The sequence below is a fragment of the Mesorhizobium sp. CO1-1-8 genome, assembly GCF_020164875.1.
Taxonomy (GTDB): Bacteria; Pseudomonadota; Alphaproteobacteria; order Rhizobiales; family Rhizobiaceae; genus Mesorhizobium.
Window position 1 is genome coordinate 518,975 of the sequence record NZ_JAIUGZ010000001.1, and the last position, 25,784, is coordinate 544,758.

The following is a 25,784-nucleotide window of genomic DNA, read 5'->3' on the forward strand; positions in this document are numbered from 1 at the left end:
CTTCAGATACGGAAAGGGCGGCAGAGATGCCGCCCTTTTTGTTTGGCGCGAGCTTCTATCGCCGCGCCTCTATCGGTCCTCTCAGACGGCAGCATTCGCGGGTTGCTTTACCTCGCCGGCAAGCACCGCTGCTTCGATCAGCGCCGCGACCTCGTCAGCCACTGCGAGCACCGGGGCGCGGTCGCGGGTGGCGCGGGCGATCACCATCAGCCCTTCCAGTGACGATTCGACCAGCAGTGCCAATGCCTGCGCGCGGCGCTCGGGCATCCCTGCCCTGACGAAGGCGTCCCGCAGCAGGCCGATCCATTGCTCGAAAGCCGAGCGGCACAATTCCACCAGTTCCGGCACGTCGGTCGGCGAGTCCAGCACGACGGGCGCGATCGGACAGCCCAGCGAAAACTCGTTGTCCTCCAGCATACGTCCCACCGATTGGTAGATGTGATGGACGGCCACCGCCGGGTCCTCTTCGGTAGCCAGCGCTTCGCCCAGCCTCTTCGTCACGTCGGCAACGCTGGCGCGCGTCACCTCGATGACCAGTTGGTCCTTGCCACCGGGAAAATGAAAATAGAGCGAGCCCCGCGGGGCGCCGCTGGCGCTCAATATGTCGTTGAGCGAGGTGCCGTAATAGCCGCGCTGCCTGAGCAGCAGCCCAGTCGTCTCGAGTATGCGGGTGCGGGTGTCGTTGGCCATGTCAACCTCTGTCAGGAGGAATCATTATAGGCCTTGCGCAGAATATGACAATCGGTCTACATAATATGTAGATCAGTCTATATATTCCTTGAGAGGATCGACATGCGAAGCTACCGTCTCGAAGGATCTGGGGCCGAATCCCTGATAATGCGCGACGCGGCGCAGCCGGAGCCGAAACCGCATGAGATCGTGGTGCGCGTTCGCGCCACCTCGCTCAACCGGCGCGATGCAATGATTCTCAACGGCACCTATCCGCTGCCGCCGCGCCAAGGCGTCGTTCCGCTGAGCGACGGGGCCGGTGATATTGTCGCCATCGGCGATGCAGTCACCCGCTTTGCCGTCGGCGACCGTGTCACCGGCAGCTATTTCGCGCGCTGGATCGATGGTCGCATCAATGCGGGGCTCATCGATCAGCTCGGCTGCACGCTGGACGGCATGCTGACCGAATACGCCGTTCTCGACGAACAATGCGCGGTGCGGCTGCCCGATCATCTCGACTGGCATGAGACGGCGACGCTGACCTGCGCTGGCCTGACTGCCTGGAACGCGGTGACGGGCGCCGGAATTCCGAAGCCCGGCCAATGGGTTCTGGTCATCGGCTCGGGCGGCGTCTCGCTCTTTGCATTGGAGTTCGCCAAGCTGCTCGGCTGCCGTGTCGCCGCCGTCACCTCGCGCGGCGAGAAAGCCGACAGGCTGCGGGCGTTGGGCGCCGACCTGGTGATCTCGACATCGGATATGCCGCAATGGGGCGCGGCCGTCCGCGACCAGACCGGCGGCATCGATCTCGTCGTCGAGACCGGTGGCCCGGCGACCTTCGCGCAGTCGCTGATCGCCAGCACGCTTTACGGGCACATCGTACTGCTGACGCTGCAGGATGCCAAAGGCGGATCGATCCAGCTGCCGGCGGCACTCTACCAGCGCAGCCTCGCCACCATCAGCCGCCTGTTCGTCGGCAACCGGATCAATCTCGAAGCCATGCTGCGCGCCGTCTCGCAGCACCGCCTGCGGCCCGTCATCGACAAGGTCTTCGCCTTCACCGAGGCCGGCGATGCCTACCGCTATTTCCAGCAGGGCGACGTCTTCGGGAAGGTCATCATCGACGGCGCCTGACCCATCAGTCCTCAAACCAAGGAGAACGACAATGACAATTCGTGAAGCCTCGGCCAAATGGCAAGGGACGCTGAAGGAAGGGGCGGGCCGGTTGCGGCTCGGCAGCGGCGTTTTCGAAGGCGCCTATTCCTTCCCGTCGCGTTTCGAGAACGGTCCGGGCACCAACCCGGAGGAGCTGATCGCCGCAGCGCATGCAGGCTGCTTCTCGATGGCGCTGAGCGCCATACTGGGCAACGCCAATCATGTCCCGACAAGCATCAGCACCGTCGCCAAGGTGCATCTTGGCGCAACCGCTGCCGGTCCGACGATCACCCGCATCGAGCTCGAAACCGAGGCAGAGGTCGCGGGACTTGCCGAAGATGAATTCGAGCGCCTTGCACAGTCCGCCAAGGCGGGCTGCCTCGTCTCGCGGGCCCTTGCCGGCGTGTCTCAGATCACCCTCAAGGCAACACTCGTCGAAGCCACCAAAGGCCAATGAAGCCAGGAGAAAGAAGATGACACAAGAACTGGTCATGGACGCAACCGCGTACTCCCTGTCCCAGCAGACGGCCGAGATCATGCGGCGCTACAACGACGTATTCCAACGCCATGATCCTTCGGCACTCGCCGAACTGGTGGCTGAGGATTGCGTGATCGAGAACACCGTTCCAGCGCCGGACGGCGCCCGTTATGCCGGTCAAGCGGCGTGCGTCGGGCTTTGGACGGCGATAGCAACCCAGGCCGGCACGCGCTTCGATATCGAGGAAACCTTCGTTGCCGGCGACCGGGCAACGATCCGCTGGCGCTATTTCATGACCGACGGCAATTCGCTGCGCGGCGTCAACCTCATGCGCGTGGCCGACGGGCGGATCATCGAAGCGATGGGCTATGTGAAGGGGTAGCGTGCCCGAGCAATTCCCCGAAAGGCATAACGGCTTTTCGCCCGGCAGCCCAACAAAGAGGAGCGGATCAGCGAGACTGAACCGCTCCCCGTGGCGCTACCGATCCGCCAGCGCCAGTTTTGCGCCGAGCATGACGAAGGCGCCGGCGAAGGTCCGGCGCATCCAGGTCAGCACCATTGGCCGCGAGACGACGTGGCTGCGGATCGAGGCGGCGAAGATGCCGTAGCCGACGAAAACCACGAAGGTCAAAAGCATGAAGACGGAGCTGAGTTCCAGCATCTTCGACAGCGCATTGGGCTCCGTGGTGCTGACGAATTGCGGCAGGAAGGCGAAGAAGAATATCGACAGTTTCGGGTTGAGCACGTTGACGAGGATGCCGGTGGCGATGACCTTGCCGGCCGAGCGTGGCGTCACATCCTGCTCGACGCTGAGGCCACCCTTTTCCTTCAGCGTGTTCCAGGCCATGTAAAGCAGATAGGCGACGCCGAGATATTTCAGCGTCTCGAAGGCGACCGCGCTGGTGTGCAGCAGAGCCGCAAGGCCGGTGATGGCGGCGGCCATATGCGGGATGATGCCGAGCGTGCAGCCGAAGGCGGCGATGACGCTGGCCCGCGCACCGCGCGAGAGCCCGGCGCTCAGCGTGTAGAGAACGCCGGTGCCGGGCGAAGCCACGACAATCAGGGACGTCAACAGAAATTCGATGCTCATGAAAATCCTCCGCTGCCCTGCCCGGCGCGGAAGGTATCGAGACGAGGGTCTACGCACAAGCGGCGGCGACTGGCTTAATCTCCCACTTGTGGAGAGATTGGTTACACCGGCAATCCGAGCGCCTGGCGTGCCATCAGACACTCCTCGTCGCCGGGCATGCAGGCGCGACAGACGTCCGGGCGGACTTCGTAAATGCCGCAAGCGGTCGACTTGCCGATCTCGCCGGACAGCGCCGAGCAGCGCACGCCCTCGCAGCGCATGCCTGACAGGTCAGATGCGACATATTTTTCCGGGATACGGTCGAGCTGTGCGTCATCCTCGGTGGAAAAGCGCGGCCACTCGGCCGAATAGGAGCAGCAGGCACCGCAGCTTTGGCAATCGAAGGTGCCCTGTTGCGACGACAAAACGCTTGCGGCGGCTACCAGAGCGGACAGCCCTGGCGCGGCGGGGTTGCGATCGGCGTCTTGCGGCAAGGCGCTATTTCTTCTTAGCCGTCTTGCCCTTCGGCGAATCCGCCGGCGACTTGAACAGATCGGTCGCAGCCTCGGTGGCGTCGCCGGCTTTCGGCGCGGCAACCGGCTTGGCCGGTTTTGCCGCAGCACCCGAGGCTGCCGGCTGATGCTTGGAGGAGAATTTTATGGCCATGTCAGTCCTCGTCGGCGAAGCGCGATGATGGGGCGCGCGGATTGCGCAGGCGGCCGATCAGCGCCGAAACGGCCGTGATGTTCATTTCCTCGGGCGACCAGTTTTTCACCGCCTCGATGTGATGGGCCGCCAACTCGCGATGCGTGCTGCCGCTGTAGGCGGCGTCCTGATAAGTCACCCGCTCATGGGTCTTGGCGTCTTCGCGGACATATTCGATCAGGTAGTTCGGGCATTCGGCGCGGCCGCGCACGCCGACGCGCACCTGGGCATCGCCGTGGGCACGCTTGCAGCGTTCGAGCTTTTCCAGCACGCGCCGGACGAATTCGACCGGCTTGTCGAGGCCTTCAACCATATCGGCAATGGTTGCGTCGGCGGCGATCGGTGTTGGCGGTACGCGTTTGGTGGCCATCAGCGTCTTCCGGCCCGCTTCGGCAAAGCGGCTAGCGCGGCGGCAGCGGCCATCTCGTCGGCCTCCTTCTCCAGGCGCAATTCGCGCAGACGCGCGGTCTTGGCTTCGCGTGCCTCGCTGACGGCGTCGCGCTCGGAATTGATGCGGTTGAGCGACATCGACTGGGTTTGCGTCTTGCTGAACAGGGACACGGCCTGATCGACGGTTGTCTTTGAACTGGTGGTCAAATCTTTCTCCTGTCAGGAGCCTGTGCCGATGGAGCGAGACCGGGTCTTCGGTCAGGATCACGCACAAAGCAATACGCGCGGCGAATTCAAATTGCTGGAGCGTCCCTTAGCACGTCCAGGCCGGCGCGCAGCGCACTTTCGGCGGCAAGGCGGCAAAATGAAAAAGGCCAGGCACCGCCTGACCTTCATGAGAGCGTCGCGCAACCAGATGACATCCAAAAGGATGTACCGGGATGCACGGGAACGCCCTGCTTACGCACATGATATGCCGTGGAAACTCAGGTCTCCGCGGCCATGTGCCCGAATTCGCCACTCACCGGTGCCAGTACATCCGTGGTCACCGGGAGAGCTGAATTCGTTTTTCAGGCCGCCTTCAACTGGTCGGCGGACATCTTGCCCGACTTGTTGTCGCGGACCATCTCGTAGCCGAGCTTCTGGCCCTCGACGATGTCACGCATGCCGGCGCGCTCTACGGCCGAGATGTGGACAAAAACGTCGGCAGAGCCGTCGTCAGGCTGAATAAAACCAAAACCTTTGGTGGCGTTGAACCATTTAACTGTGCCGGTGCTCATGACGAACCCTTTCCATGGCAAATATTCGTTCGACGCCATGCGGATGCACAACGTCGTTTGTCCCGATTTTTGATGTGGAAGTTCGTCAAAGGCGCGCTCGAAAGCGCGGATAACAAAAGTCAGTCAAACAAATATCGACAATTTGCTTATAGGCTTCTTTTGGCGCGCTGTCAAATTTGCATAAAGCCACAGCTGCGGAATTCTCCCGAAACACCTGGCCAAAACACCTGGCATGGAGCAAAACGGGCGCCAAACAGCGCGCTTGCGCCAACCTGAAAAAATTTTTGCGGTATCCAGGAACCATCGGCGCAGCCGCGCATTTATTCCGTGTCACCAGCAGTTCATGAGAGCAATCGAAAGAACAGTTGATGGCAAAGACGCCCCCCGCACGATAAAAGGTGCGAGGGGCGTTTTCGTTTGTCCCCTATTCGTCCGGGCCGGGTTCCGGCCACGTTTCCCTGGCCGCCTCGGCATACCAGTGCCGCATTGCCGGCGTTGCCAGCACGGCATCGACATAGGCGCGCGTATCCGGCGCCAGCGTGCCGCCATATGTGTCGAAACGGGTGACGACAGGCGCATACATGGCGTCGGCCGCGGTGAAATGGCCAAACAGGAACGGGCCACCCTTGCCGTATTTTTCCCGGCACTCGCGCCACAGCGCCTCGATGCGGGCGCGTTGCGCCTCGCCCTCGGCATCGAGCGGCTTGTGCCCCTTGGACCGGCGCAAATTCATCGGCCAGCCATAGCGGACCTCGCGAAAGCCGGAATGCATCTCGGTCGCGGCCGAACGCGCCAGCGCACGAGCGTCGATATCGGCGGGCCAGAGCTTTTTCTCGGGAAACAGGTCGGCAAGATATTCAAGGATGGCAAGGGTTTCCCAGACGATCTTGCCGTTGTGATTCAGCACCGGCACCTGACCGGTCGGCGACACTTTTGCCAGATTGGCAAAGGTTTCAGGCGTGCGCAGCCGCACGAAACCTTCCTCGAACGGGATCCCCAGATGCCTCATCGCCACCCATGGCCGCAGCGACCATGAGGAGAAACACTTGTTGCCGATAAAGAGCGTAAATTCTGCCATTTTTCTTTTCTCCCCGCACGCCTGGCCACCCAATTCCCATTGTCGGCGCGTGTTCACAGCCTAGCCCACCGACCTTGCCCCAGGCGGCGGCCGCGCGACCTGATCTGCCGTCCGGGCGACGCCTGGAACCTAACCGACATCGGCTCGTTAGCTACCCGCAATGAATTCCCCCGAATTCAGAATCCCAGGAGATGCGCAAAAAGGTGAACAAGGATCAGGTTGCGGGCGTGGCCAAGCAGGTCAAGGGCTCGGTCAAGAAAGCCGCGGGCAAGGCAACCGGCAACAGGCAGACCCAGGCCGAAGGCACGGCCGACAAGAGCGCCGGCAAGGTGCAGAAGGCCTATGGCGACGTGAAGGACAAGGCCAAGAAGGCGCTCTGATCCACATCGAGAGATGCGCTTTCTCGAGGTAAAGGCGGTCGCGACGGCCGCCTTTTCAGGTGCTCCAACCCTTGCTGAAAGCATTGGTGAAGGCGACCTCGCCGTGGTCACCGGTCGCTTCGCCCAGCACCACGTCCATGCCGTCGCTGGTCACCCTGGCCAGCGCGAAACCGCCCATATAGGCAGCCTTCGGCTTGAACAGGTCGATCCCATCCCTGCGATAGATCAGCGGCGTTTCGTGCTGGTGGCCATGGAAAATGCCGACGACATTGTAGCCCTTCAGCGCCGCCAGCAACGCTTGCCGGTCGGCCTCGCTCCACCAGTGCGGCGCACCGGTACCATCATCATCGAAGTGCCTCTTCGCGGCGTCCCAGCGTTCCACCGAGAAAGTGTCCCAGCCATAATGCTGGAACAGGACGACCGGACGGCCGTCCGCCGCATAGGTCGCCAGATCCTGCTTCAGCCATGGCAGGCTGCTCTCGGCGCCGTGGCCGGTATCGCCAGCGAAACGATGCGTCTGGATCAGATGCAGGCCGCCCCAATCCCAAGAGTAGCAGTCGGTCTCGACATCATAGTCGGTGGCCGGCACTGGCGGCTTGAAGAACACGCCGGCGCGGTGGTTGACCTCGACATAGTCGCGCAGTTCGCGCCGGTACCAGTCGACATGGTGCGGCGGGCCGTTCTGGTCGAGATCATGGTTGCCGAGCCCGATATAAACCGGCATGTGCACGCGATCCGGGCCGACGCCTTGGCTGTAACGCTGGCTGAACTGGAGCAGTTGGGTGCCCTCGCTCGGCTGGGTGATCTGGCCGCCGCCATCGTCGGTGATGTCGCCGCCGACGACAAGGCCGAGCGGCGTGCCTATCCTGCCGGCTGAACGCAGGCCGGTGGCGACGCCATTGATCTCCGCCGGCCAGTCCTTGTCGCCAAGCGCATTCAGCACCGCCACGTTGCGCAGCAGCGCGGCATCGGTCTTGCCTTCCTGCAGGCAGTTGGGGCTCAACCCGCTCGCCATGCGGCAGGCATGGACATCGGCGATGAACAGGAAGGTGGCGTCGATCGACTGGACGCGTTGTCCGGTCTGGCCGAAGGCCGGGCGCGACAAGGCGCCGGCGGCGGCAAATCCAGCAGCCTGCGCCAGGAAGCTGCGTCGAGAAAGCGATCCACTCGAACGGCGATTCATCATACGCTGATTCAGCATGGCAGCGGCCGGTCGTCCAGCGCCTCTGTGCGCCGCCATCATCGACATGACGCCACGGGTCTGGCATGTCTCTCCTTGCGCAAGCGGAGGAGGACGAAAAATGAAAGCCGCACCTATCTGCATGGTTCTGGCCGCGATGTTGTGCGCGAGCACCGCGCATGCCGCCGGTTGCGTCGATGCCAAGTCCGCCAGGAAGGGTTTCGTTCTGGCGAGACCCGACATCCAGAGCGAATTTCGGCCCGTGGCTGGCGGGATGATGTCGGTTATCAACACCTACGAATCGCAATCGCCCCAAACCCAATATTTGTTCGCCGGCCTGATCGAGGTGCTTCGCGACAGCGACACCGGTCGCCAGGCGATGATCCCATTTTCCGATCTGCGAAAACTGTTCCCGCTGAAGGCGGGGGCAAAGGTCGCGATAGAGTTCGTCGAGTTGTCGCCGAACAAGCCGCCGAAGGGCACCAAGACGCTGAGCCTTGTCGTCGAGGGCAAGGAGACATTCAGTCTGGGCGACTGCAAATACAATGTCCTGGCGGTCAAGGAGACGTTCAAGAACGGCGCCGGCGAAACGCTGGACACGTTCACCGCGCTCTATGCGCCCGATCTGCAAGCCGCGCTCGCACGGCGCTACGATGAAGGCACTGGTTCGGAATCCGTCAACGGCTACGAGACGATCAAGCCGCTGGCCGAGTAGCTGAACCAGAGCCCGGCGTTCCCCACCTCGTCGGGCATCGGATGAAGAACGCAGCGCCGCAAAGTCAAGGGGTTCTCGGCCGTGGCAGTATCCTGTTGCGTCGCCTGGCTGCCAATCCGCCCTGCGACGGCGCGCTGCGCTCCAGCCCCGCCAGACAATCGCGCAGCACGCTCGCATCCTGCGCGGCCTTGGCCATCGACATCGCCCCGGAATAGGCGGCGACCGTCAGCACGGCGAAGCGTTCGGGGTCCGTGCCCTCGTCCCTGCCCGCCTGCTGGTCGGCACGCACCTTGTCGGCAATCGCGCGCCGCCACCCGGCAAAAATACCGGCAAGGGCAATGCGGAAATCGGGATCGGCAAGCGACAATTCGTGCGCCAGATTGTTGAGCGGGCAGCCGCGCACGAACCCCTGCTGCTCCAGTTCCGCCGCCACGGCCTCGAACACCGCGCGCACGCCCTCGCGCGCTGATGCCGCCGCCAGCACCGGCGCGATCCATGTCTCTTCGACCGCTGCCGCCACACGCTCGTCGATCACAGCCAGCGCCAGCGCCTTCTTGGTCGGGAAATGGTGATGCAGCGCGCCGCCGCTGACATCAGCCGCCGCCATAAGGTCGCCGATGCTGGAAGCGTGATGGCCGCGCGACTGGAACGCATCCTCGGCGACATCGAGCACTTTCTTGCGCATGCCTTCGGGGTCGTTGGTGCGTTTTCCCGGGAGCGGTTTTGGCTGGACGGTCATCTCTGCTGACATTGCCGAACTTTAGCATGTTGACAAAACAGGACAACCGGTCTGTTTTGAAAACAGGACGATCACCCTGTTTTAAGGAGAGTGCCGGATGAACCTGCCCCAGAACGTGGCGCCGAAACCCACGGCGCTCGCCTCGCCTGTCGTGGAGTTGCGGCAATACACGTTGAAGCCCGGCCGGCGCGACACGCTCATCGACATCTTCGACGGCAGACTGATCGAGGGCCAGGAGGACGCCGGCATGACCATCATCGGCCAGTTCCGAGACCTCGACCGCCCGGACATGTTCGTCTGGATGCGCGGCTTCGACGGCATGGATGCGCGGAAAAATGCTCTCGCCGCGTTTTACGGCGGGCCGGTCTGGGCGGCGAACAGCCATGCGGCCAACGAGACAATGATCGATTCCGACGATGTGCTGCTTCTCAAACCGGCGTGGCCGGGCGCCGGCTTCGACCTGGCGGGCGCGCAGCGGCCAAGCCCGGCCGCCGACGAAAAGCCCATTCAAAACAAGCCGCTGACCGGCATCGTTGTCATCGAGATTCATCATTTGCAGCCCGGCACGGAGGCAGATTTCGCCACTCGCTTCGAGATTAAAGCGGCGTGCCTGATGACGGCCGACGCACGCCTGCTCGCCGCTTTCGTTACCGAGCATGCCGAAAACAGTTTTCCGCGCCTCCCTGTACGGGCTGAAGAAAACGTCTTCACCAGCGTCATGGGTTTTGCCAGCACTGAAGCGCATGCCCGCCACAAGGCCGCCCTCGCCGCCTCGCCGGCATGGCAGGATTTTTGGCAGGCCGCGCAAGCTGGTCTGACCGAACCAACGGAGACTTTGCGGCTGTCGCCGACATCGCAATCACTGGTCGGGCGTTAGACTTCATATGCCTCGATGATGGCCTCCGCGACGAGGCCTGGATCTTCCCAATGCGGGTTGTGGCCGCAGCTCTCGGCGCGGACGAAGACGGCTCCGGCAAGAGCGGATTGCAACGCCTGCTGGTGCGCCTCGCCGAACAGCGGGTCGCACGCGCCGGCGATGATCAGCGTCCGGGCCTGCACGGCCCGCGCAGCATCGGTCAGATCGGCGCGGCGGATTTCCTCGAGAATCGCGCGCCAGCGCGGCGTCGGCATCGCCGAGGCCTCATGCGCCAAGCCGGCGAGAAGGGCTGCTGGCACGTCAGGACTACAGGCATGCCACCAGGCATAGAACGGATCGGCCGGTGATATCGGGTCGCGCAGCGCCTCGACGCCCGCGATCAGCGGATGATCCGGCGCGAAATCAGGCTTCAACGTGCCGGCCAGCACCACCAGTCCACCGATGAGGTCCTTGTGTCGCCCAGCCAAGGCGACAGCCACCATGGCGCCCAGCGAATGGCCGATGACGACCGGCCGGTCGAGCCGCAAGATCTGGATCAGCCCGGCAATATCGCCGGCGAAATCGATGATGCCGCAGCCCTTGCCCGCTTGCGAGGCGCCGTGGCCGCGCAGATCCGGCATGACCAGCCGGCGGCCGGCCAGATATGGCGCAAGAAGCGAAAAACTGCGGCTGGTGTCGGTGAAGCCGTGCACCAACAGCAGTGCCGGCTCGGCGCCCGATATCTCGACATAGGCGATGTCGAGATCGCCGACAGCGACGAACTGCTTGCGGCCGGCCCAGGCGTCCTGTTCCGGCATAGCATCCAGCACCGCCGCTCTCACAGGCCGAGCTTTTCCTTGACCGCGGCGAGGCCCGGTTGGCCGTCAAAAGTGGTGACGCCGCCGAGCCAGGCATCGAGACGGTTCTTGTTGGCCGTGATAGCCTTCAGCGCGCCGTCCTCCGGCTTCATGCCGTCATTGATCAGATAACCCATGCCGACATTTTCGAAATCGATGTCGAAGGCGAGATTCCTGAGGAATTGCGCGACGTTCGGGCATTGATCGAGATAGCCCTTGCGCACCTGCGTCGTCACCGTCGCGGCGCCGAAGTTCGGGCCGAAGAACTTGTCGCCGCCGGTCAGGTACTTGAAGTCGTACATCGTGTTCATCGGATGCGGCGCCCAGCCCTGGAAAACGATGAACTGCTTTTCCTTGATCTCGTAGCCGACCTCGGAAAGCATGCCGGCTTCGCTCGACTCGACCACTTGCCAGCCGTCCAGCCCAAAGGCCGGATCGGCGATGGCGTCCATCATCAACTGGTTTGAACCGGGCTCGATGCCGTACATTTTCTTGCCGAACTTGTCGGCGAACTTGTGCAGGTCGGAAATGTCCTTGACGCCGGCATCCCAGGCGTAAGTCGGGACGGCGAAAGTGTATTTGGCGCCTACGAGATTGACGCGCACATTCTCGACCGAGCCGTCCTTCTTGTAGGGCTCGTAATAGGTGACCATGGCCGGGTCCCAGTAGCCAAGGAACAGGTCGAGGTCCCTGTTTTTCATGCCCTCGTAGATGACGTTGATGCCAAGAACCTGGCTTTGCGGCTGATAGCCGAGCGCCTCCAACAAGACATTGGCGACTCCTGTGGTGAAGGCAAGGTCGTTCCAGCCGGGTTCGGCCATGCGGACCGTCTTGCACTGCTCGGCCTCGGCCGCCTGGGCCGCATGAGAGGCCGACATGAGGGCGGCAAGGCAGACGCCACTTGCAAGGATGCGGAACATTTCGATTCTCCTCGTTCGTAAAATTGACCAATTGGTCTTTTTATTGTCCCATGGGTCAATTCTTGATCTGAGCGGACGAAAATGTCAACGTGGATTCGAAATGCATGGACCGATCCCGTGAAACTCAAGCGTCTCAGTGAGATACGCCGCAAGGAGCTGCGCCAGGCGGCCTTCGCCGTGCTGGAGCGCGAAGGCATTGCCGGCGCGACGCTGGAAAAGGTGGCGGCGCAGGCCGGCGCCTCCAAGGGCATCGTGCTGCACTATTTCCGCAACAAGCAGGAATTGTTCGAGCACGCGATGCGCGAGGCAAACGCCGTCCTGTGTCAGGCGGTGATCGCGCGGCTTCGCCGGGCGCGTACGCCGATGGAACGCATGGATGCCGTGATCGAGGGCAATTTCGAGGAGCATCTGTTCCAGCCGCCCCTGTGCCATGCCTGGCTGTCGCTCTGCGCCGAGGTGCCGCGCGACGAGAAGATGGCCCGTATCCAGAGGGTGATCCACGCGCGCATGCGCTCGAACCTGTTGTCGGGCCTGCACGGCCTCGCCTCGCCTGGAGATGCCGACGACATCGCGCTTGGCGTCACCGCGCTGATCGACGGGCTTTGGCTGCGGCTCGGCCTGCAGCCGGGCAGCGTGTCGCGCGAACAGGCGGTCCGCCAGGTCAAGAATTATGTCGCGGGCCGGCTGGCTTTGGGGGAGTTTGCAACCGCCGGCGCTTAAACCAGACTCGGCTGGCCTGCCGGATGGCAGCGGTCGAAGTTCATACCGTGGGTTAGGCTGACGGCTTGACCTTGGCCGCCAATGTCCGGCGCTCTCGACGACGCTGAAATCTCGGAGCATCCCATGAGACTTCACAACAAGCGCGCGCTGGTCACCGGTGGATCGGACGGTATCGGCCTGGCGATCGCCCAAGCCTTTTCGCACGAGGGTGCGGACGTCCTGATCGTCGGCCGCGACACCAAGAAGCTCGATGCCGCCAGCGAGCAGCTCGGCGGCACTATCGAGACGCTGTCGGCCGATCTTGCCACATCGGCCGGCATCGCGGCCGTCGTCGAGGAGGTGAAAAAATCGGGCAAGCCTCTCGATATCCTCGTCAACAATGCCGGGGTGGCCTTTTTGGTGCCGTTCGAGACCGTCAGCGTGGCGCAGTTCCAAGAATCCTTCGCGCTCAATGTGACGGCGGTGTTCTTCCTCACCCAGGGCCTGCTGCCGCATCTGGCAACCGGCGCATCGGTGATCAACATCTCGTCCTATTTCGCCAACAAGATGATCCCGAAGCGGCCGTCGAGCCTCTATTCCCTGTCGAAGGGCGCGTTGAACTCGCTGACCAAATCGCTCGCCTTCGAACTCGGCCCGCGCGGCATCCGCGTCAACGCCATTGCGCCGGGCACCGTCGACACCGCCATGCGACGCAAGACCGTCGACAATTTGCCGGCCGAGGCAAAGGCGGAGCTGAAAGCCTATGTCGAGCGCAGCTATCCGCTCGGCAGAATCGGCCGCCCCGACGATCTGGCCGGCATCGCGGTCTATCTGGCGAGCAACGAGGCGGCCTGGACCAGCGGCGGCATTTTCTCGATCGACGGTGGATATACGGCGGGGTGATCCCTCCGGGCGCCAGAGCAATTCCAGGAAAAGTGTGACACGCTTTTCCGTACGGAATTGCGTCAAAACGAAGAGCTAGGCGCCGGCAATTTCAGGGGCGCCGCTTTCCACAAATCCGAGTGCGGCTACCGCCTCCAGGATCTGCGTGCGAACCCAGCGATGGGGTGGCTCGTCGTCGTGACGCGCGTGCCAGTACATCCTGATTTCAGGAACAGCAATGGGAAGCGGCGGTTCAAAGATGACGAGCGGCAGGGTCTTCGCCGCCCAAACTGCGAACTGCCTGGGAACCGCCGAGAGGTAGTTTCCATTTGCCACTGCCAATGCGACAGCTTGAAAATGCGGCAGCGCGAGGCTCACACGGCGCTTTCGCCCGATCTTGTCCAGCGCCTCGTCGGTGGAACCCGACATCGAACCGTCGATGGAGCGAAGCACATGAGGCAGTTCGCAGAAAAGCTCTATCGGCAGACGCTCGCCGTCCGCGATCCCGGCCTGCCTGATCGTGGTGTTGTCCCTCGCGGCAATGATTGAGAATGGCGAATGGAACAGAGGCGCGCTGGAGATCCAGTCGGAAACCTCCAGCGGGCGTTCGAGTGCGGCGTCGATTTCATCGTCCTGGAGCAGCCGCGAAACGTCGCCGCGCGCGCTGTCGAGAAAGCGGAACGACACGCCGGGCGCCACGGCCGCGACGCGCGCCGCAAAGGGCGGCATCAGCAGCATGGAAAAGAAGTCCGCGCCCATGAAGGTGAAGGTTCGCTCCAGGCCGGCAGGATCGAAATCCTTCCCCGACTGGAAAACGCGTTCGATCTCGCGCAGCGCCACGCGCAACGGCTCGGCCATGCTCTCGGCGCGCGGGGTCGGCACCATGTCGTTGCCGCGCCGCACGAACAACTGGTCGTTGAGGAGATGACGCAAGCGATTGAGCGCGGCACTGACGGCAGGCTGGCTGAGGCCGATCTGCTCGCCGGCACGCGTAACGCTTCTCTCCCGCAGAAGGGCGTCGAACACCCTAACGAGATTGAGGTCGAGCGCATTCAAATTCATCGCATCAATTCGCCCCATACGATCATTCGATTTCCGTTGTCGGCATGTCCTTGGTTAGGTCGTCATCGGCACAGCAGGCACAGGCAAAAGAAGGATCAGACAGCCATGACAATGACCCCCGGCACGATCACAGGCAAGGAACTCTTCTGGTTCAACAACACGCTCGTCGCGATCCACGTCTCGTCGGCGGCAGGAGAGGACGGTACCTGCGTCGTCGAACATCGCATGCCCTATGGCGACTCTCCGCCGCTGCATGTGCATCGCAGGGAAGACGAAGTGTTCCACATCCTCGACGGCAGGCTTCGCTTTCAGATCGACGGCTCCGAACGCATTGCGGAAGCGGGCGAGACCGTCATTGCGCCGAAAGGCCTGCCGCACACCTACCGGGTCGAATCGCGCGAAGGCGCGCGTACGCTCACCATTACGCGCGGTTCGGATTTCGAGACGATGCTGCGTCAGGCGAGCCGTTCCGCCGAACAGCCGGAGTTGCCGCCGCTATCGCGGCCGACACCCGAGATGATCGAAGCGCTGACGCAAATCTGCGCAAAGAATGGCATCGACATTGTCGGTCCGCCGCTGGGGTGAGAGGTCGGATCTGCGCAGCCCTCTTCTTCTCCCTTGTGAGAGAAGGAGAGAAGCGTCGCGCCTTCAACCGATTTGCATCCTTGCCGCCCGCAATCTCCGCTTGAAGCCGTTTGTGCAACGCGATACGCCGTTGCCGACTTCGACAAGGAGAGACCCGTGACCGCTGCAAAGACCAGAACCGAAACCGACACGTTCGGCCCGATCGAAGTCGCCGCCGACCGCTATTGGGGCGCGCAGGCGCAGCGTTCCCTTGGCAATTTCAAGATCGGCTGGGAAAAGCAGCCGGCGTCGATCGTGCGTGCGCTGGGCATCGTCAAGCGCGCGGCGGCCGAGGCCAACATGGAGCTCAAGCGGCTCGATCCTTCGATCGGCAAGACGATTGTCGAGGCGGCGCAAGAGGTCATCGATGGCAAGCTCGATGAGCATTTCCCGCTGGTGGTCTGGCAGACCGGTTCGGGCACGCAGTCCAACATGAACGCCAATGAGGTGATCTCCAACCGGGCGATCGAGATGCTGGGCGGCGTCATGGGCTCCAAGAAACCGGTGCACCCCAACGACCACGTCAATATGAGCCAGTCGTCGAACGACACCTATCCGACGGCCATGCACATCGCCTGCGCCGAGCGCATCGTGTACGACCTCTTGCCGGCGCTAAAACACCTGCACAAGGCGCTCGCCGCCAAGAGCCGGGACTTCAACCACATCATCAAGATCGGCCGCACGCATACGCAGGACGCCACCCCCCTTACCCTCGGCCAGGAATTTTCAGGCTATGCCGCGCAGGTCGCGTCCTCCATCAAGCGCATCGAGCTGACGCTGCCCGGCCTGCAGGAACTGGCGCAGGGCGGCACCGCCGTCGGCACCGGCCTCAACGCGCCGGTCGGCTTCGCCGAAAGGGTGGCGGATCGCATCGCCGCCATCACCGGCATTGCCTTCGTCACCGCGCCCAACAAGTTCGAGGCGCTGGCGGCCCATGATTCCATGGTGTTTTCGCACGGCGCCATCAACGCGGCGGCCGCGGCGCTGTTCAAGATCGCCAACGACATCCGTTTCCTCGGTTCCGGCCCGCGTTCGGGCCTCGGCGAACTGTCGCTGCCGGAAAACGAACCGGGCTCCTCGATCATGCCGGGCAAGGTCAATCCGACCCAGTGCGAGGCGATGACGCAGGTCTGCGTGCAGGTGTTCGGCAACAATGCGGCGCTCACCTTCGCCGGCAGCCAGGGTCATTTCGAGCTCAACGTCTACAACCCGCTGATGGCCTACAACTTCCTGCAGTCGGTGCAGTTGCTCTCCGACGCCTCGGTCTCCTTCACCGACAATTGTGTCGTCGGCATCGAAGCCCGCGAAGACAACATCAAGGCGGCACTCGACCGCTCGCTGATGCTGGTGACGGCGCTGGCGCCGACCATCGGCTACGACAATGCCGCCAAGATCGCCAAGACCGCGCACAAGAAGGGCACCACGCTACGCGAGGAAGCGCTTGCCACCGGGCTGGTCAGCGAGGCCGACTACGACCGGCTGGTGCGGCCGGAGGATATGACGCATCCGGGGTAGACAATTCCAGGAAAAGTGTCTTGCGGTTTTCCGTCCGGAATCGCGTCAACCAAAAGCCCGGTATTTCGTGATGGGAGAATTTACTCCCCTCACGACCTGACCCGAAGCGAATTTTGCGCGGGCCGCCCGATCACGGAAACGTAAGTACTGTGAACAATGTGTCGCCGGTCTGGTGGCTTTGGTGAACAGTCGGCTTGCTCTATCTCCCCGGTATCAACCCATCCCGGAGAGCCACCAATGTCCATCAACACTTCAGTCGCCGGTTCCGGCGCATCCAATGCCTCGACCACCATTCTCCTCGGCCGCGTCCTGCTTGCCGTCATCTTCCTGCTTTCAGGCTTCGGCAAGCTGACCGCCATCACCGGCACGGCGGGCTATTTCGGCAGCCTCGGCCTGCCCTTGCCGACCGTAACGGCCATTGTCGTCGGCTTGATCGAGCTTCTCGGCGGCCTCGCCATCCTCGTCGGCTTTAAGACCCGGATTGTTGCCTGGGTGCTGGCGATCTTCACGGTCGCTACCGGTTTGGTCGCCCATACCGGTTGGGCCGACCAGATGCAGATGATCCAGTTTCTCAAGAACCTCGCCATCGCGGGCGGCTTCCTCGTGCTGGCCTCCTCGGGCGCCGGCGCCTATTCGATCGACGCCAAGCGCGGCTGAGCCAAGCCTGGCAATAGCCGAACGAAAAAGCGGCGCGGAATTTTCCGCGCCGCTTTTTCGTTGTTGGGACATGCCAGCCGATCCGCCAGCCTGAGTTTTCTGATAGGATCGGGGCTATCGGGACGACGCCGACCGGCGGCCGATAACGGAGGTGAACATGCCCCGCAACGCGCTGCTCCTGCTCTCCCGGCTGCTGCTTGCCGCCCTGTTGGTGCCTTCCGGTTTCTATGCATTGAGCGACATAGCCGGGACGACAGGCTATTTCGCCGGCCTCGGCCTGCCGCTGCCGACACTTGCCGCCTGGGGCACGGGACTGTTCGAACTGATCGCCGGGCTGCTCATCCTGGTCGGTTTCCAAACCCTGATCGCGGCGCTGCTGCTCGCCGCCTTCTGCATTGCCGCCGGTGTCATCGGCCATTACGGCCAGGGCGGCGGCGACGCGATGCTCGCCTTCCTGCACCAGCAGATGCTGATGAAGGACATTGCGATATCCGGCGGTTTCCTGGCGCTTGCCATGGCCGGCGCCGGCGCATGGTCGGTCGACGGGCGTGGCGCCTGACAGGTTGGTTGGAGACGTCGACCGAACAGGTTCCACTCTGCTCCGACACTACTTCACCGACACGCTCGGCCCACCCTCGACGGCCAGCACCAGCCGGCGGTTGGTGATCCTGGCCAGTTGCGCCAGGCGCCCGGCCGGCCGTTCGCCATAGAGATCGGCCAGCGATGCCGGCAAGACCAGCGCCAGCACGCCGTTGGCGCGCTGTTCCCATTTCAGTCTGGGCATGATGCCGGGCATCGACGCCGTCAGCAGGTAGACGACGCGCATCATCGCGGCGAGCACGCGGGCGCGCTCCAGATAACGCGGCGGCGCCAGCGCCTTGATCTCGGGGGCGATGGCTTCGTTGAAGATGCCGTCGTGACGATAGGCGTTGGCCATCGCCAGGAAGGCACGGCCGGGATGGTCGACGCCGAAGAAGGACGCATGCGCAATGATGTTGAGCGATTGCTTGCCGCGATATTCGGGATGCGCGCGCCAGCCGATGTCGGCCAGCAATGCGGCCGCGTGGCGGTAGCGCGCCTCGTCTTCGGTCTCCTCGATGCCGAAAGCGGCAAAGGTTTTGGCGGTCCAGTCGACAAGTTCATGCGCATGGGTGACGGAGCGCGAGCGCAGGCGGGCAAGCTCCTCCGAGGCCGAAATCAGCGGATCGGCCTTCTGCTCCGCCTCGTCGAGCAGCGAATAGAGAAAGCCTTCGCGTACACCCAGAGCCGAAACGATGATCTTCGACGGCTGCATCGCCGCCATGATCTCCTGCAGCACGATGGCGCCATAGGGCAGCAGCGAACGGCGGTTCTTGGAAACGCCTTCGATGCCCTTGACCTTCTCGATCTCGGCCTTGGCCACCTGCTTGAGGAAGTTCGACGCGCTCTCGGCGCTGATCTCGTAATGGTGCATGACGCCGAGCGGATAGTTGGTCATTTCCATGTGCAGCCGGGCGAGATTTCGCCAGGTGCCGCCGACGGCGTAGAAGGGCCTGCCCTGCCCGCTTTTCAACAGCTTGGCCTTCGCCAGTTCGTCACGCGCGATCTTCGCCGCCTGGGCCAGCGAGTTCTTCGCCATGTCCTGCAGGCGCAGGCCGCCCAGCGGCAGAGTGATGCCGTCACCGATCGCTTCGCCGGCGACGTCGACCAGTTCGAGGCTGCCGCCGCCCAGATCGCCGGCGATGCCATTGGCCGGATGGAAGCCGGAAATGACGCCGAGCGCGGAATAATAGGCTTCCTGACGGCCGCTGATGACACGGATCTCGGTCTTCAGCACATCCTCGGCGCGGTGGATGAAATCGGGGCCGTTGACCGCCTCGCGGGCCGCGGCGGTCGCCAGCACATACATATTTTCGGCGCCGGCCTGGTCGGAAAGCGCGCGAAAGCGGCGGAACTCTTCCATCGAGCGCGTCACGGCCTCGGGGTCGAGCTTGCCGGTCGAAACGATGCCCCGGCCGAGACCGGCCAGCATCTTTTCGTTGAACAGCATGGTCGGCGAGCGCGCCAGCCCTTCATAGACGACGAGACGGATCGAGTTCGATCCGATGTCGATGATGGACAGCGGTCGGCGGTCCTGCAGCCGGCCCTGGGAATCAGACAGCATCAGCCGGACGCTGCAGCGTTCTTCTTGCGGCGCTTGAACTGCGCAATGCGCTTGGGCGCATGCGACTTCAGCGCGTCACCCCGTCCCGACAGGCTCGGATTGGTCATGAAATATTCCTGCGCGTTGAACGGCTCCTCGCCCTCCTCCAGCACGACGCGCCGGGAGGTTCCATCAGCCAATACGTCGAAACTTTGCTGATTGTCCATGATGTTGCCCAGCATGATCTGGCCAAGGATCTGTTCATGCACAGTTGGATTGGTGATCGGCACCATGGTTTCGACGCGGCGGTCGAGATTGCGCGGCATCAGGTCGGCCGAAGAGATGTAGACGATCGCCTCGTCCGACGGCAGGCCGTAACCATTGCCGAAACAATAGATGCGGCTGTGCTCGAGAAAACGGCCGACGATCGATTTTACGCGGATGTTTTCCGACAGGCCCGGAACCTGCGGCCGCAGGCAGCAGATGCCGCGCACGACAAGGTCGACCTCGACGCCGGCCCGGCTGGCATCGTAGAGCGCGTCGATGATGATCGGATCGACGAGTGCGTTCATCTTCATCCAGATGCGCGCCGGTTTCCCCTGCACCGCGTAGGCAATCTCGTCGGCAATGTGCTTCAGGATTCGGCTTCTCAGCGTGAACGGCGAGATCGCAAGCCGCATTTCGTCCGTCGGCTCGGCATAGCCGGTGATGAAATTGAACAACTGGGCGACATCGCGGGCAATCGTCGGATCAGTGGTGAAGAAGGACAGGTCGGTGTAGATGCGCGCCGTTACCGGATGGTAGTTGCCGGTGCCGAGGTGCACGTAGTTGCGCAGCTTGCCGTCCTCGCGCCGCACCACCAGCGACATTTTCGAATGGGTTTTCAGCTCGAGAAAGCCGAACACGACCTGCACGCCGGCACGCTCCAGATCGCGCGCCCAGCGGATGTTGGCTTCTTCGTCGAAGCGCGCCTTGAGCTCGACCAGCGCGGTGACCGACTTGCCGGCCTCGGCCGCGTCGACCAGCGCGCGCACGATCGGGCTGTCATTGGAGGTGCGGTAAAGCGTCTGCTTGATCGCCACCACTTCCGGATCGGCCATCGCCTGGCGCAGGAACTGCACCACGACGTCAAACGATTCGTAGGGGTGATGGACGACGATGTCCTTCTCGCGGATGGCGGCGAAACAATCGCCGCCATGCTCGCGGATGCGCTCGGGAAAACGCGGATTGTAGGGCATGAATTTCAGGTCGTCGCGAGGGACGGCGACGATCTCGGAAATCTGGCTGAGCGCCAGCGGCCCGGTGAGCACGCTGATGCGGCTCGACGACACGCCAAGCTCGCCTGCCACGAAGTCGCGCAATTCGCCAGGCATCAGCCTGTCGAATTCGATGCGGATCACCGAACCGCGCCGCCGCCGCTTCAGCGCCGTTTCGAACAGGCGCACCAGGTCCTCGGACTCCTCCTCGACCTCGATATCGCTGTCGCGGATGATGCGGAACGTGCCGGAGCCCTTGACCTCGTAGCCGGGGAAGAGCTTGCCGATATAGAGGCCGACCGCCTCTTCCAGCGGGATGAAGCGGACATGGTGCTTGCGGTCCGGCAGACGGATGAAGCGCTTCAGCGCCACCGGCAGGCGCAGCAGCGCGCTCATCTCTTCGCCGTTCTTGCGATGGCGCAATTGCAGCGCCATCGAGAAGCCGAGATTGGGGATGAACGGGAACGGATGCGCCGGGTCTATCGACAGCGGGGTCAGCACCGGGAACACCTGCCCCTGAAAATGGTCTTCCAGCCAGATTTTCTCGTCCTTGGTCAGCGCATCGCGGGTGATGCTCTCGATGCCTTCCTTGTTGAGCAGCACGGTAAGCGCCGAAAGGCTCTTCTGCTGGTCTTCCTGCAGCCGCTCGACCTCACGCAGCAACTGTTCGAGCTGCTGTTCGGGGGTGCGTCCGTCGGGGCTCTTCAGCGTGATGCCCTCGCGCACCTGGCCGGCAAGACCGGCGACGCGGACCATGAAGAACTCGTCGAGATTGGCGGCCGAGATCGACAGGAAGCGGACGCGCTCCAGCAGCGGATGATTGAGGTTCAGCGATTCCTCGAGAACGCGCCGGTTGAACTGCAGCCAGGAAAACTCGCGATTGACGAAGCGATCCGGATTGCCGCCCTCCGGACGAGCCACCTCGACATCCACGAATTCGTTCTGCACCGGCTTCAGTTCGTTCATGATTCCCGCTCTTCCACACCGTCAGCCAGTTAAAGCGCCGCGCGTCATTCAGGACGCGCAAAGGACGCTCTGCCACTCCAAGGCGACGCATGGTCCTTGCCGAAAACCGGGGGAGGTCTTCGGGGCCATGCGTTAACCGGCTTAACTTATCCTCTGACAGGCTTTTGCGACAGTTTGATTTCATCGAACTTGCAAAGAGACCTGATATGATCCAGATGCAGACGAGACTGCGTTAAGGAGACGACGATGGCAGGCGGTTCCATTCCCCATTTTCAGAACGATGCGGGCTTTCAGGCAATCGACATCGGCGTCAAGGAATTCATGTGCACGGGCGCCAATCCGCCTTTCGACCACCCGCATGTGTTTCTGGACATGGGCGACGACAATGAAAAAGTCTGTCCCTATTGCTCGACGCTCTACCGCTATTCGCCGAAGCTGAAGGCGACCGAAACGCTGCCGGCCGGCTGCATCTACATCGACCAGGCCGCCTGAGTCTTTCGCGACTAGCCCGATGAACGACACGCGATCCCGGCAAATTGTCATCGCCGGGGCGGGTGTCGCCGGATTGACCGCAGCCCTTGCGTTCGCCGAGCGCGGCTACCTTGTTCGGGTGTTCGAACAGGCGCAGCGCCTGGAAGCTGCCGGCGCCGGCATCCAGCTCTCTCCAAACGCGACCCGTATCCTTCGCCAGCTTGGCGTGCTCGACCGGCTGCTGCAGGCGGCGGTGCGGCCCGAAGCCGTGGTGTTGAAGGCCGCGACCTTGCGCGAACTGGCGCGCGTGCCGCTGGGGCAAGCCGCCGAAACGCGCTGGCGGGCACCCTATCTCGTCGCGCACAGGGCCGATCTGCAGAGCGCACTGACCGCGCGCGTTGCCGAGATGCCGGATATCCATCTCATCACCGGCGGGCGCGTCAGCGGTGTTGCCACTGACAGCCATGGCATCGCGGCGACAGTCGAGATCGACGGCAAGACCATCAAGGCTGAAGGCTTCCTGCTGGTCGGCGCCGATGGCGTCTGGTCGTCGGTGCGCACACTCGCCGATTCGGCCAAGGGGTCGGCTTCGCCAAGAAACCATTTCTCCGGCGAACTAGCCTGGCGCGCCACCGTCGCGGCCGACAGTGCCGCCGGTCGGAGCTTTGCCGCCATCGGCGCCAGGGACTGCGTCACCACCTTCCTGCATCCCGGCTTCCATATGGTCGCCTATCCCGTCAGCAAGGGTGCGGCCTTCAATCTCGCAGCCTTCACCAGGGGCGACCGCATTGCCGAGGGCTGGTCCGGCAACGCCGACGCCGGGATCCTGACCCGAGCCCTGCGCGGCACCTCGGCAGAACTTGCCCGTCTAGTCGAGCAGGCCGGCCCGTGGACCGCATGGCCGATCCACACAGTCGACCCACAACAGCCCTGGACAACATCGAACGGCATCGCGCTGATCGGCGACGCCGCGCATGCGATGACCCCATTCGCGGCGCAAGGCGCGGCCATGGCGATCGAGGATGCGGCGACGCTTGCCGACGCCGTCTACGCCTCCCCTGCCGACCCCCTGGCCGCACTTGCGACCTGGGAACAGTCACGGCGACCGCGTGTCGCGCAGGTCGCCCGACGCGGCGCTGTCAACCGGCTGGCCTGGCATGCCTCGGGTCCAGTGGCGATTGCGCGCAATGTGTTCCTGAAGGTGCGCTCGTCGGAAAAACTCGCGGCGGATCTGGACTGGCTCTATGGCTGGCGGGCTCCTTAGAATGTCTACATCTATCGACCTTGACGTAATGGCAATTTGTAGTTACATTTTTGTAGTCAACGAGGCGCAAATTGCGATTTGAATGGGACGCCGAAAAGGCGAAGTCCAATTTTCGGAAGCATGGCGTAAGCTTCGACACCGCCGTTCGCGTTTTCGCCGATCCCTTCGCGCTATTGGAGCATGATCGAATTGAAGGGGCGAATATCGTTGGCAGACAACCGGCTTGGTTGACACCGCATTGGTATTGCTGGTTGCACACGCAGATCGAGAGGAAGACGGGATCGAGGTGATCCGCATCATTTCAGCGCGGCGAGCCACGTCCAGAGAGAAAAGGCATTATGCGCAAAATCGTTCGATATGAATTTGACCCAACCAATCCGCCTCCTCTGACAGAAGCGCAGAGAGCGGAGATCGCGGCTTTGAAGGCGCGACCAGAGGGTGATGTCGACACGAGCGACCTTCCCGAATTGACCGAGGAATTCTGGCAGAACGCCGTCCGAAATCCTTATTTCAAGCCGGTCAAGCAACAACTGACCCTGCGTCTCGATTCTGACCTCGTCGCCTGGTTCAAAAGGCGCGCACCGGATGGTCGCGGCTACCAGAGTGCAATCAACAGAGCACTTCGAGAGTATGTGTCCAAACAGGATCGCAAGGCCGGCTGATCACCGGAATGGCCTTCAATTATACAGCCGCATCGACAGCCCGAGCGATACAGGCAGCGGGTTCCACCAGCCGGTGCGCAGGCCGGCGGTGCGCAAGGCGGCCGCCGTCCAGGTGTTGCAGCCGACCACTGCGTTGAAATGGCCATTGGCTTCGTAGAAGCCGTCGAACCTGGAGTAGCCTGCGTCCGGAACGAGGATCGGGCCTTTCGGTCCCCGCTGGAAACTCGCATCGACGAAATCGAGCAACGCCGCGAACCGGTCCTCACCGATGTCGAATCCCACGATATCAGGGCGCGGTTCGAGGATGTCACCTGCGACATCGACATGCATGACCGACGCGTCGAGGGTCAGTGCCTTCATCACCGGCGCCGCCTTCAGCTCAGACCATGTCGGCGTCTCCAGGTAGAAAGCGCGGCCGCCCCAGCCGAAGACGATGTAGCGGACCTCCGGCCTGTCGGCCGGTATGCCGGCGTCGACCAGGAAGTCGAAACGTCGGCGCACGGCGTCGTCGACCGGGATGGCGATGTCCGTGTGGATCGGATTGTTCAGCACCAGGATGTGACGCGTCGTAGCGGGCATGGCGGCCGCCGCCGGCCACAGCGGCCGCGGCACGAGGGTGCCCGTCGTCACGGCGAGTGCGACGACAATCAACAGAAGACCTAGAAAACGTCCCAGTCTTTTCATTGAAAGGCGGCCCTGCAAACGCGCTCCGGCGCGACACGAACGCCCGCCTGTTACCCCATACGCAAAAGAGCCCGGCAGTGTTTCAGCCGGGCTCTTCGTGACTGTCGAGGCCTTAGTGCAGTATCTGCGACAGGAACAGCTTCGTGCGCTCGTGACGGGGGTGGTCGAAGAACTCGGCCGGCGTGTTCTGCTCGACGATCTGGCCCTGGTCCATGAAGATCACCCGGTTGGCGACCTTGCGGGCGAAGCCCATCTCGTGGGTGACGCACAGCATGGTCATGCCTTCCTCGGCAAGGCCAACCATGGTCTCCAGCACTTCCTTGATCATCTCCGGATCGAGCGCCGAGGTCGGCTCGTCGAACAGCATGATGCGCGGGTTCATGCACAGCGACCGGGCAATCGCCACGCGCTGCTGCTGGCCGCCGGAAAGCTGGCCGGGATATTTGTTGGCCTGTTCCGGAATCTTGACGCGTTTGAGGAAATGCATGGCGATTTCCTCGGCCTGCTTCTTCGGCGTCTTGCGCACCCAGATCGGCGCCAGCGTGCAGTTCTCCAGGATGGTCAGATGCGGGAACAGGTTGAAGTGCTGGAACACCATGCCGACCTCGCGGCGCACCTCGTCGATCTTCTTGAGATCGTTGGTCAGTTCCTTGCCGTCGACGATGATCTTGCCCTTCTGGTGCTCCTCCAGGCGGTTGATGCAGCGGATCATCGTCGATTTCCCGGAGCCGGAGGGGCCGCAGATGACGATACGCTCGCCGCGCATCACTTTCAGGTTGATGTCCTTCAGCACATGGAACTCGCCATACCATTTGTGCATGGCGATGATGTCGATGGCGACATCGGTGGTGGAAATCTGCATCTTGGCGGCGTTGACCTTGATCTCTTCGGCGCTGACGGCATTTTCGGTGGCCATGACAGGATCCCCTTTTTCTTTATCGTTGGTTATGATG

Annotated in this window: 34 protein-coding genes; 17 read left to right on the forward strand and 17 right to left on the reverse strand. The window is 62.8% G+C overall.

Going from position 1 to position 25,784, the window contains the following annotated elements; all coding sequences use genetic code 11:
• Positions 1 to 81 precede the first annotated feature (81 nt).
• A complete protein-coding gene (locus tag LB558_RS02595) occupies positions 82 to 690 on the reverse strand; it encodes a TetR/AcrR family transcriptional regulator (protein WP_224696068.1) in 609 nt (202 codons plus the stop codon).
• Positions 691 to 792: 102 nt separating this feature from the next.
• On the opposite strand from LB558_RS02595, the gene LB558_RS02600 reads away from it, so the two are divergent.
• From LB558_RS02600 to LB558_RS02610, 3 genes are read left to right on the forward strand one after another with little or no spacing between them, the layout of a single operon-like run.
• Complete coding sequence (locus tag LB558_RS02600; RefSeq protein WP_224696069.1) at positions 793 to 1,800, forward strand: zinc-dependent alcohol dehydrogenase family protein; 1,008 nt, start codon at positions 793 to 795, stop codon at positions 1,798 to 1,800.
• 31 nt (positions 1,801 to 1,831) lie between these two features.
• Positions 1,832 to 2,278, forward strand: coding sequence for an OsmC family protein (locus LB558_RS02605; RefSeq protein WP_224696070.1), 447 nt, complete (start codon positions 1,832 to 1,834; stop codon positions 2,276 to 2,278).
• A gap of 16 nt (positions 2,279 to 2,294) precedes the next feature.
• The gene (locus LB558_RS02610; RefSeq protein ID WP_224696071.1) at positions 2,295 to 2,681 is read left to right on the forward strand and encodes a nuclear transport factor 2 family protein; all 387 of its coding nucleotides are present in this window, start codon (positions 2,295 to 2,297) and stop codon (positions 2,679 to 2,681) included.
• Positions 2,682 to 2,777: 96 nt separating this feature from the next.
• Here LB558_RS02610 and LB558_RS02615 read toward each other — a convergent pair whose 3' ends face one another.
• From LB558_RS02615 to LB558_RS02645, 7 genes are all read right to left on the reverse strand, one after another.
• On the reverse strand, positions 2,778 to 3,389 hold the full coding sequence (locus tag LB558_RS02615; RefSeq protein ID WP_127260712.1) for a LysE family translocator: 612 nt from the start codon (positions 3,387 to 3,389) through the stop codon (positions 2,778 to 2,780).
• Between the two features lie 101 nt (positions 3,390 to 3,490).
• Positions 3,491 to 3,862: a YkgJ family cysteine cluster protein gene (locus LB558_RS02620; RefSeq protein ID WP_224696072.1), complete on the reverse strand. Its 372-nt coding sequence runs from the start codon at positions 3,860 to 3,862 to the stop codon at positions 3,491 to 3,493.
• Positions 3,863 to 3,866: 4 nt separating this feature from the next.
• Positions 3,867 to 4,034 carry a hypothetical protein gene (locus tag LB558_RS02625; RefSeq protein ID WP_224696073.1) on the reverse strand — a complete coding sequence of 56 codons (168 nt, stop codon included), beginning with the start codon at positions 4,032 to 4,034 and terminating at the stop codon, positions 3,867 to 3,869.
• A 1-nt stretch (position 4,035) separates the two neighbouring features.
• The gene (locus LB558_RS02630) at positions 4,036 to 4,443 is read right to left on the reverse strand and encodes a hypothetical protein (RefSeq protein ID WP_013532398.1); all 408 of its coding nucleotides are present in this window, start codon (positions 4,441 to 4,443) and stop codon (positions 4,036 to 4,038) included.
• A complete protein-coding gene (locus LB558_RS02635; protein ID WP_013532399.1) occupies positions 4,443 to 4,670 on the reverse strand; it encodes a hypothetical protein in 228 nt (75 codons plus the stop codon). Before LB558_RS02635 ends, LB558_RS02630 begins: the two co-directional genes overlap by 1 nt.
• 362 nt (positions 4,671 to 5,032) lie before the next feature.
• Positions 5,033 to 5,242: a cold-shock protein gene (locus LB558_RS02640; RefSeq protein WP_010915421.1), complete on the reverse strand. Its 210-nt coding sequence runs from the start codon at positions 5,240 to 5,242 to the stop codon at positions 5,033 to 5,035.
• Between the two features lie 424 nt (positions 5,243 to 5,666).
• The gene (locus LB558_RS02645; RefSeq protein ID WP_224696074.1) at positions 5,667 to 6,320 is read right to left on the reverse strand and encodes a glutathione S-transferase family protein; all 654 of its coding nucleotides are present in this window, start codon (positions 6,318 to 6,320) and stop codon (positions 5,667 to 5,669) included.
• Between the two features lie 191 nt (positions 6,321 to 6,511).
• Between LB558_RS02645 and LB558_RS02650 the strand changes: the two genes are divergently transcribed.
• Positions 6,512 to 6,700, forward strand: coding sequence for a CsbD family protein (locus tag LB558_RS02650; protein ID WP_224696075.1), 189 nt, complete (start codon positions 6,512 to 6,514; stop codon positions 6,698 to 6,700).
• A gap of 55 nt (positions 6,701 to 6,755) precedes the next feature.
• Here the strand turns inward: LB558_RS02650 and LB558_RS02655 are convergent, their stop codons facing one another.
• The gene (locus LB558_RS02655; RefSeq protein WP_224696226.1) at positions 6,756 to 7,886 is read right to left on the reverse strand and encodes a metallophosphoesterase; all 1,131 of its coding nucleotides are present in this window, start codon (positions 7,884 to 7,886) and stop codon (positions 6,756 to 6,758) included.
• Positions 7,887 to 8,001: 115 nt separating this feature from the next.
• On the opposite strand from LB558_RS02655, the gene LB558_RS02660 reads away from it, so the two are divergent.
• Positions 8,002 to 8,595 (forward strand): hypothetical protein, encoded by a 594-nt coding sequence (locus LB558_RS02660; RefSeq protein WP_224696076.1) that lies wholly within the window; start codon positions 8,002 to 8,004, stop codon positions 8,593 to 8,595.
• 64 nt (positions 8,596 to 8,659) lie between these two features.
• Here LB558_RS02660 and LB558_RS02665 read toward each other — a convergent pair whose 3' ends face one another.
• Entirely contained in the window at positions 8,660 to 9,334 is a 675-nt protein-coding gene (locus LB558_RS02665; protein ID WP_224696077.1) for a TetR/AcrR family transcriptional regulator, read from the reverse strand.
• 97 nt (positions 9,335 to 9,431) lie between these two features.
• Here LB558_RS02665 and LB558_RS02670 point away from each other — a divergent pair, with 97 nt between their 5' ends.
• Positions 9,432 to 10,211 carry an NIPSNAP family protein gene (locus tag LB558_RS02670; protein WP_224696078.1) on the forward strand — a complete coding sequence of 260 codons (780 nt, stop codon included), beginning with the start codon at positions 9,432 to 9,434 and terminating at the stop codon, positions 10,209 to 10,211.
• Here the strand turns inward: LB558_RS02670 and LB558_RS02675 are convergent.
• Both LB558_RS02675 and choX read right to left on the reverse strand, forming a co-directional pair.
• Entirely contained in the window at positions 10,208 to 11,008 is an 801-nt protein-coding gene (locus LB558_RS02675) for an alpha/beta fold hydrolase (protein ID WP_224696079.1), read from the reverse strand. The two genes, LB558_RS02670 and LB558_RS02675, sit on opposite strands and share 4 nt — an antisense overlap.
• Before the next feature lie 20 nt (positions 11,009 to 11,028).
• Positions 11,029 to 11,967: a choline ABC transporter substrate-binding protein gene (gene choX / locus LB558_RS02680; RefSeq protein ID WP_224696080.1), complete on the reverse strand. Its 939-nt coding sequence runs from the start codon at positions 11,965 to 11,967 to the stop codon at positions 11,029 to 11,031.
• 81 nt (positions 11,968 to 12,048) lie between these two features.
• On the opposite strand from choX, the gene betI reads away from it, so the two are divergent.
• Both betI and LB558_RS02690 read left to right on the forward strand, forming a co-directional pair.
• A complete protein-coding gene (gene betI / locus LB558_RS02685; protein WP_224696081.1) occupies positions 12,049 to 12,687 on the forward strand; it encodes a choline-responsive transcriptional repressor BetI in 639 nt (212 codons plus the stop codon).
• Positions 12,688 to 12,810: 123 nt separating this feature from the next.
• A complete protein-coding gene (locus tag LB558_RS02690; RefSeq protein ID WP_224696082.1) occupies positions 12,811 to 13,569 on the forward strand; it encodes an SDR family NAD(P)-dependent oxidoreductase in 759 nt (252 codons plus the stop codon).
• Between the two features lie 75 nt (positions 13,570 to 13,644).
• Here the strand turns inward: LB558_RS02690 and LB558_RS02695 are convergent, their stop codons facing one another.
• Complete coding sequence (locus LB558_RS02695; RefSeq protein ID WP_318011601.1) at positions 13,645 to 14,628, reverse strand: LysR family transcriptional regulator; 984 nt, start codon at positions 14,626 to 14,628, stop codon at positions 13,645 to 13,647.
• Between the two features lie 87 nt (positions 14,629 to 14,715).
• Between LB558_RS02695 and LB558_RS02700 the strand changes: the two genes are divergently transcribed.
• The 4 genes from LB558_RS02700 to LB558_RS02715 all read left to right on the forward strand — a co-directional run bounded on the left by LB558_RS02700 (position 14,716) and on the right by LB558_RS02715 (position 17,965).
• Positions 14,716 to 15,195 carry a cupin domain-containing protein gene (locus LB558_RS02700; RefSeq protein WP_224696084.1) on the forward strand — a complete coding sequence of 160 codons (480 nt, stop codon included), beginning with the start codon at positions 14,716 to 14,718 and terminating at the stop codon, positions 15,193 to 15,195.
• A 156-nt stretch (positions 15,196 to 15,351) separates the two neighbouring features.
• The gene (fumC, locus tag LB558_RS02705; protein WP_224696085.1) at positions 15,352 to 16,749 is read left to right on the forward strand and encodes a class II fumarate hydratase; all 1,398 of its coding nucleotides are present in this window, start codon (positions 15,352 to 15,354) and stop codon (positions 16,747 to 16,749) included.
• Between the two features lie 237 nt (positions 16,750 to 16,986).
• Complete coding sequence (locus tag LB558_RS02710) at positions 16,987 to 17,406, forward strand: DoxX family protein (RefSeq protein ID WP_127289105.1); 420 nt, start codon at positions 16,987 to 16,989, stop codon at positions 17,404 to 17,406.
• Between the two features lie 157 nt (positions 17,407 to 17,563).
• Positions 17,564 to 17,965: a DoxX family protein gene (locus tag LB558_RS02715; RefSeq protein WP_224696086.1), complete on the forward strand. Its 402-nt coding sequence runs from the start codon at positions 17,564 to 17,566 to the stop codon at positions 17,963 to 17,965.
• 48 nt (positions 17,966 to 18,013) lie between these two features.
• Here LB558_RS02715 and ppx read toward each other — a convergent pair whose 3' ends face one another.
• Together ppx and LB558_RS02725 are read right to left on the reverse strand one after the other, a co-directional pair.
• The gene (gene ppx / locus LB558_RS02720) at positions 18,014 to 19,549 is read right to left on the reverse strand and encodes an exopolyphosphatase (RefSeq protein ID WP_224696087.1); all 1,536 of its coding nucleotides are present in this window, start codon (positions 19,547 to 19,549) and stop codon (positions 18,014 to 18,016) included.
• The gene (locus LB558_RS02725; protein WP_224696088.1) at positions 19,549 to 21,750 is read right to left on the reverse strand and encodes an RNA degradosome polyphosphate kinase; all 2,202 of its coding nucleotides are present in this window, start codon (positions 21,748 to 21,750) and stop codon (positions 19,549 to 19,551) included. The genes ppx and LB558_RS02725 overlap by 1 nt, the downstream gene beginning before the upstream one ends.
• A gap of 246 nt (positions 21,751 to 21,996) precedes the next feature.
• Between LB558_RS02725 and LB558_RS02730 the strand changes: the two genes are divergently transcribed.
• The 5 genes from LB558_RS02730 (at position 21,997) to LB558_RS02745 (ending at position 24,147) form a co-directional block, all read left to right on the forward strand.
• Positions 21,997 to 22,242: a zinc-finger domain-containing protein gene (locus tag LB558_RS02730; RefSeq protein ID WP_224696089.1), complete on the forward strand. Its 246-nt coding sequence runs from the start codon at positions 21,997 to 21,999 to the stop codon at positions 22,240 to 22,242.
• A gap of 19 nt (positions 22,243 to 22,261) precedes the next feature.
• Positions 22,262 to 23,485, forward strand: a complete 1,224-nt coding sequence (locus tag LB558_RS02735; RefSeq protein WP_224696090.1) for an FAD-dependent monooxygenase — start codon at positions 22,262 to 22,264, stop codon at positions 23,483 to 23,485.
• A 71-nt stretch (positions 23,486 to 23,556) separates the two neighbouring features.
• A complete protein-coding gene (locus LB558_RS02740) occupies positions 23,557 to 23,775 on the forward strand; it encodes a BrnT family toxin (RefSeq protein ID WP_412033428.1) in 219 nt (72 codons plus the stop codon).
• Positions 23,730 to 23,846 (forward strand): hypothetical protein, encoded by a 117-nt coding sequence (locus LB558_RS33095; protein ID WP_412033431.1) that lies wholly within the window; start codon positions 23,730 to 23,732, stop codon positions 23,844 to 23,846. The genes LB558_RS02740 and LB558_RS33095 overlap by 46 nt, the downstream gene beginning before the upstream one ends.
• Positions 23,824 to 24,147, forward strand: coding sequence for a BrnA antitoxin family protein (locus LB558_RS02745; RefSeq protein ID WP_224696091.1), 324 nt, complete (start codon positions 23,824 to 23,826; stop codon positions 24,145 to 24,147). Before LB558_RS33095 ends, LB558_RS02745 begins: the two co-directional genes overlap by 23 nt.
• A 15-nt stretch (positions 24,148 to 24,162) precedes the next feature.
• On the opposite strand, the gene LB558_RS02750 is transcribed toward LB558_RS02745, so the two are convergent.
• Positions 24,163 to 24,831, reverse strand: a complete 669-nt coding sequence (locus tag LB558_RS02750; RefSeq protein ID WP_224696092.1) for a TIGR02117 family protein — start codon at positions 24,829 to 24,831, stop codon at positions 24,163 to 24,165.
• A 112-nt stretch (positions 24,832 to 24,943) separates the two neighbouring features.
• Complete coding sequence (locus LB558_RS02755) at positions 24,944 to 25,693, reverse strand: amino acid ABC transporter ATP-binding protein (protein WP_031213892.1); 750 nt, start codon at positions 25,691 to 25,693, stop codon at positions 24,944 to 24,946.
• Between the last annotated feature and the right edge of the window lie 91 nt (positions 25,694 to 25,784).

Excerpts from the sequence above, each read along its gene's own strand:
- LB558_RS02595 (WP_224696068.1), bottom strand. The coding sequence starts at position 690 with ATGGCCAACGACACCCGCACCCGCATACTCGAGACGACTGGGCTGCTG.
- LB558_RS02600 (WP_224696069.1), top strand. The coding sequence starts at position 793 with ATGCGAAGCTACCGTCTCGAAGGATCTGGGGCCGAATCCCTGATAATG.
- LB558_RS02605 (WP_224696070.1), top strand. The coding sequence starts at position 1,832 with ATGACAATTCGTGAAGCCTCGGCCAAATGGCAAGGGACGCTGAAGGAA.
- LB558_RS02610 (WP_224696071.1), top strand. The coding sequence starts at position 2,295 with ATGACACAAGAACTGGTCATGGACGCAACCGCGTACTCCCTGTCCCAG.
- LB558_RS02615 (WP_127260712.1), bottom strand. The coding sequence starts at position 3,389 with ATGAGCATCGAATTTCTGTTGACGTCCCTGATTGTCGTGGCTTCGCCC.
- LB558_RS02625 (WP_224696073.1), bottom strand. The coding sequence starts at position 4,034 with ATGGCCATAAAATTCTCCTCCAAGCATCAGCCGGCAGCCTCGGGTGCT.
- LB558_RS02630 (WP_013532398.1), bottom strand. The coding sequence starts at position 4,443 with ATGGCCACCAAACGCGTACCGCCAACACCGATCGCCGCCGACGCAACC.
- LB558_RS02640 (WP_010915421.1), bottom strand. The coding sequence starts at position 5,242 with ATGAGCACCGGCACAGTTAAATGGTTCAACGCCACCAAAGGTTTTGGT.
- LB558_RS02645 (WP_224696074.1), bottom strand. The coding sequence starts at position 6,320 with ATGGCAGAATTTACGCTCTTTATCGGCAACAAGTGTTTCTCCTCATGG.
- LB558_RS02650 (WP_224696075.1), top strand. The coding sequence starts at position 6,512 with ATGCGCAAAAAGGTGAACAAGGATCAGGTTGCGGGCGTGGCCAAGCAG.
- LB558_RS02655 (WP_224696226.1), bottom strand. The coding sequence starts at position 7,886 with ATGATGAATCGCCGTTCGAGTGGATCGCTTTCTCGACGCAGCTTCCTG.
- LB558_RS02660 (WP_224696076.1), top strand. The coding sequence starts at position 8,002 with ATGAAAGCCGCACCTATCTGCATGGTTCTGGCCGCGATGTTGTGCGCG.
- LB558_RS02665 (WP_224696077.1), bottom strand. The coding sequence starts at position 9,334 with ATGACCGTCCAGCCAAAACCGCTCCCGGGAAAACGCACCAACGACCCC.
- LB558_RS02670 (WP_224696078.1), top strand. The coding sequence starts at position 9,432 with ATGAACCTGCCCCAGAACGTGGCGCCGAAACCCACGGCGCTCGCCTCG.
- LB558_RS02675 (WP_224696079.1), bottom strand. The coding sequence starts at position 11,008 with ATGCCGGAACAGGACGCCTGGGCCGGCCGCAAGCAGTTCGTCGCTGTC.
- choX (WP_224696080.1), bottom strand. The coding sequence starts at position 11,967 with ATGTTCCGCATCCTTGCAAGTGGCGTCTGCCTTGCCGCCCTCATGTCG.
- betI (WP_224696081.1), top strand. The coding sequence starts at position 12,049 with ATGTCAACGTGGATTCGAAATGCATGGACCGATCCCGTGAAACTCAAG.
- LB558_RS02690 (WP_224696082.1), top strand. The coding sequence starts at position 12,811 with ATGAGACTTCACAACAAGCGCGCGCTGGTCACCGGTGGATCGGACGGT.
- LB558_RS02695 (WP_318011601.1), bottom strand. The coding sequence starts at position 14,628 with ATGGGGCGAATTGATGCGATGAATTTGAATGCGCTCGACCTCAATCTC.
- LB558_RS02700 (WP_224696084.1), top strand. The coding sequence starts at position 14,716 with ATGACAATGACCCCCGGCACGATCACAGGCAAGGAACTCTTCTGGTTC.
- LB558_RS02710 (WP_127289105.1), top strand. The coding sequence starts at position 16,987 with ATGTCCATCAACACTTCAGTCGCCGGTTCCGGCGCATCCAATGCCTCG.
- LB558_RS02715 (WP_224696086.1), top strand. The coding sequence starts at position 17,564 with ATGCCCCGCAACGCGCTGCTCCTGCTCTCCCGGCTGCTGCTTGCCGCC.
- ppx (WP_224696087.1), bottom strand. The coding sequence starts at position 19,549 with ATGCTGTCTGATTCCCAGGGCCGGCTGCAGGACCGCCGACCGCTGTCC.
- LB558_RS02725 (WP_224696088.1), bottom strand. The coding sequence starts at position 21,750 with ATGAACGAACTGAAGCCGGTGCAGAACGAATTCGTGGATGTCGAGGTG.
- LB558_RS02730 (WP_224696089.1), top strand. The coding sequence starts at position 21,997 with ATGGCAGGCGGTTCCATTCCCCATTTTCAGAACGATGCGGGCTTTCAG.
- LB558_RS02735 (WP_224696090.1), top strand. The coding sequence starts at position 22,262 with ATGAACGACACGCGATCCCGGCAAATTGTCATCGCCGGGGCGGGTGTC.
- LB558_RS02745 (WP_224696091.1), top strand. The coding sequence starts at position 23,824 with ATGCGCAAAATCGTTCGATATGAATTTGACCCAACCAATCCGCCTCCT.
- LB558_RS02750 (WP_224696092.1), bottom strand. The coding sequence starts at position 24,831 with ATGAAAAGACTGGGACGTTTTCTAGGTCTTCTGTTGATTGTCGTCGCA.
- LB558_RS02755 (WP_031213892.1), bottom strand. The coding sequence starts at position 25,693 with ATGCAGATTTCCACCACCGATGTCGCCATCGACATCATCGCCATGCAC.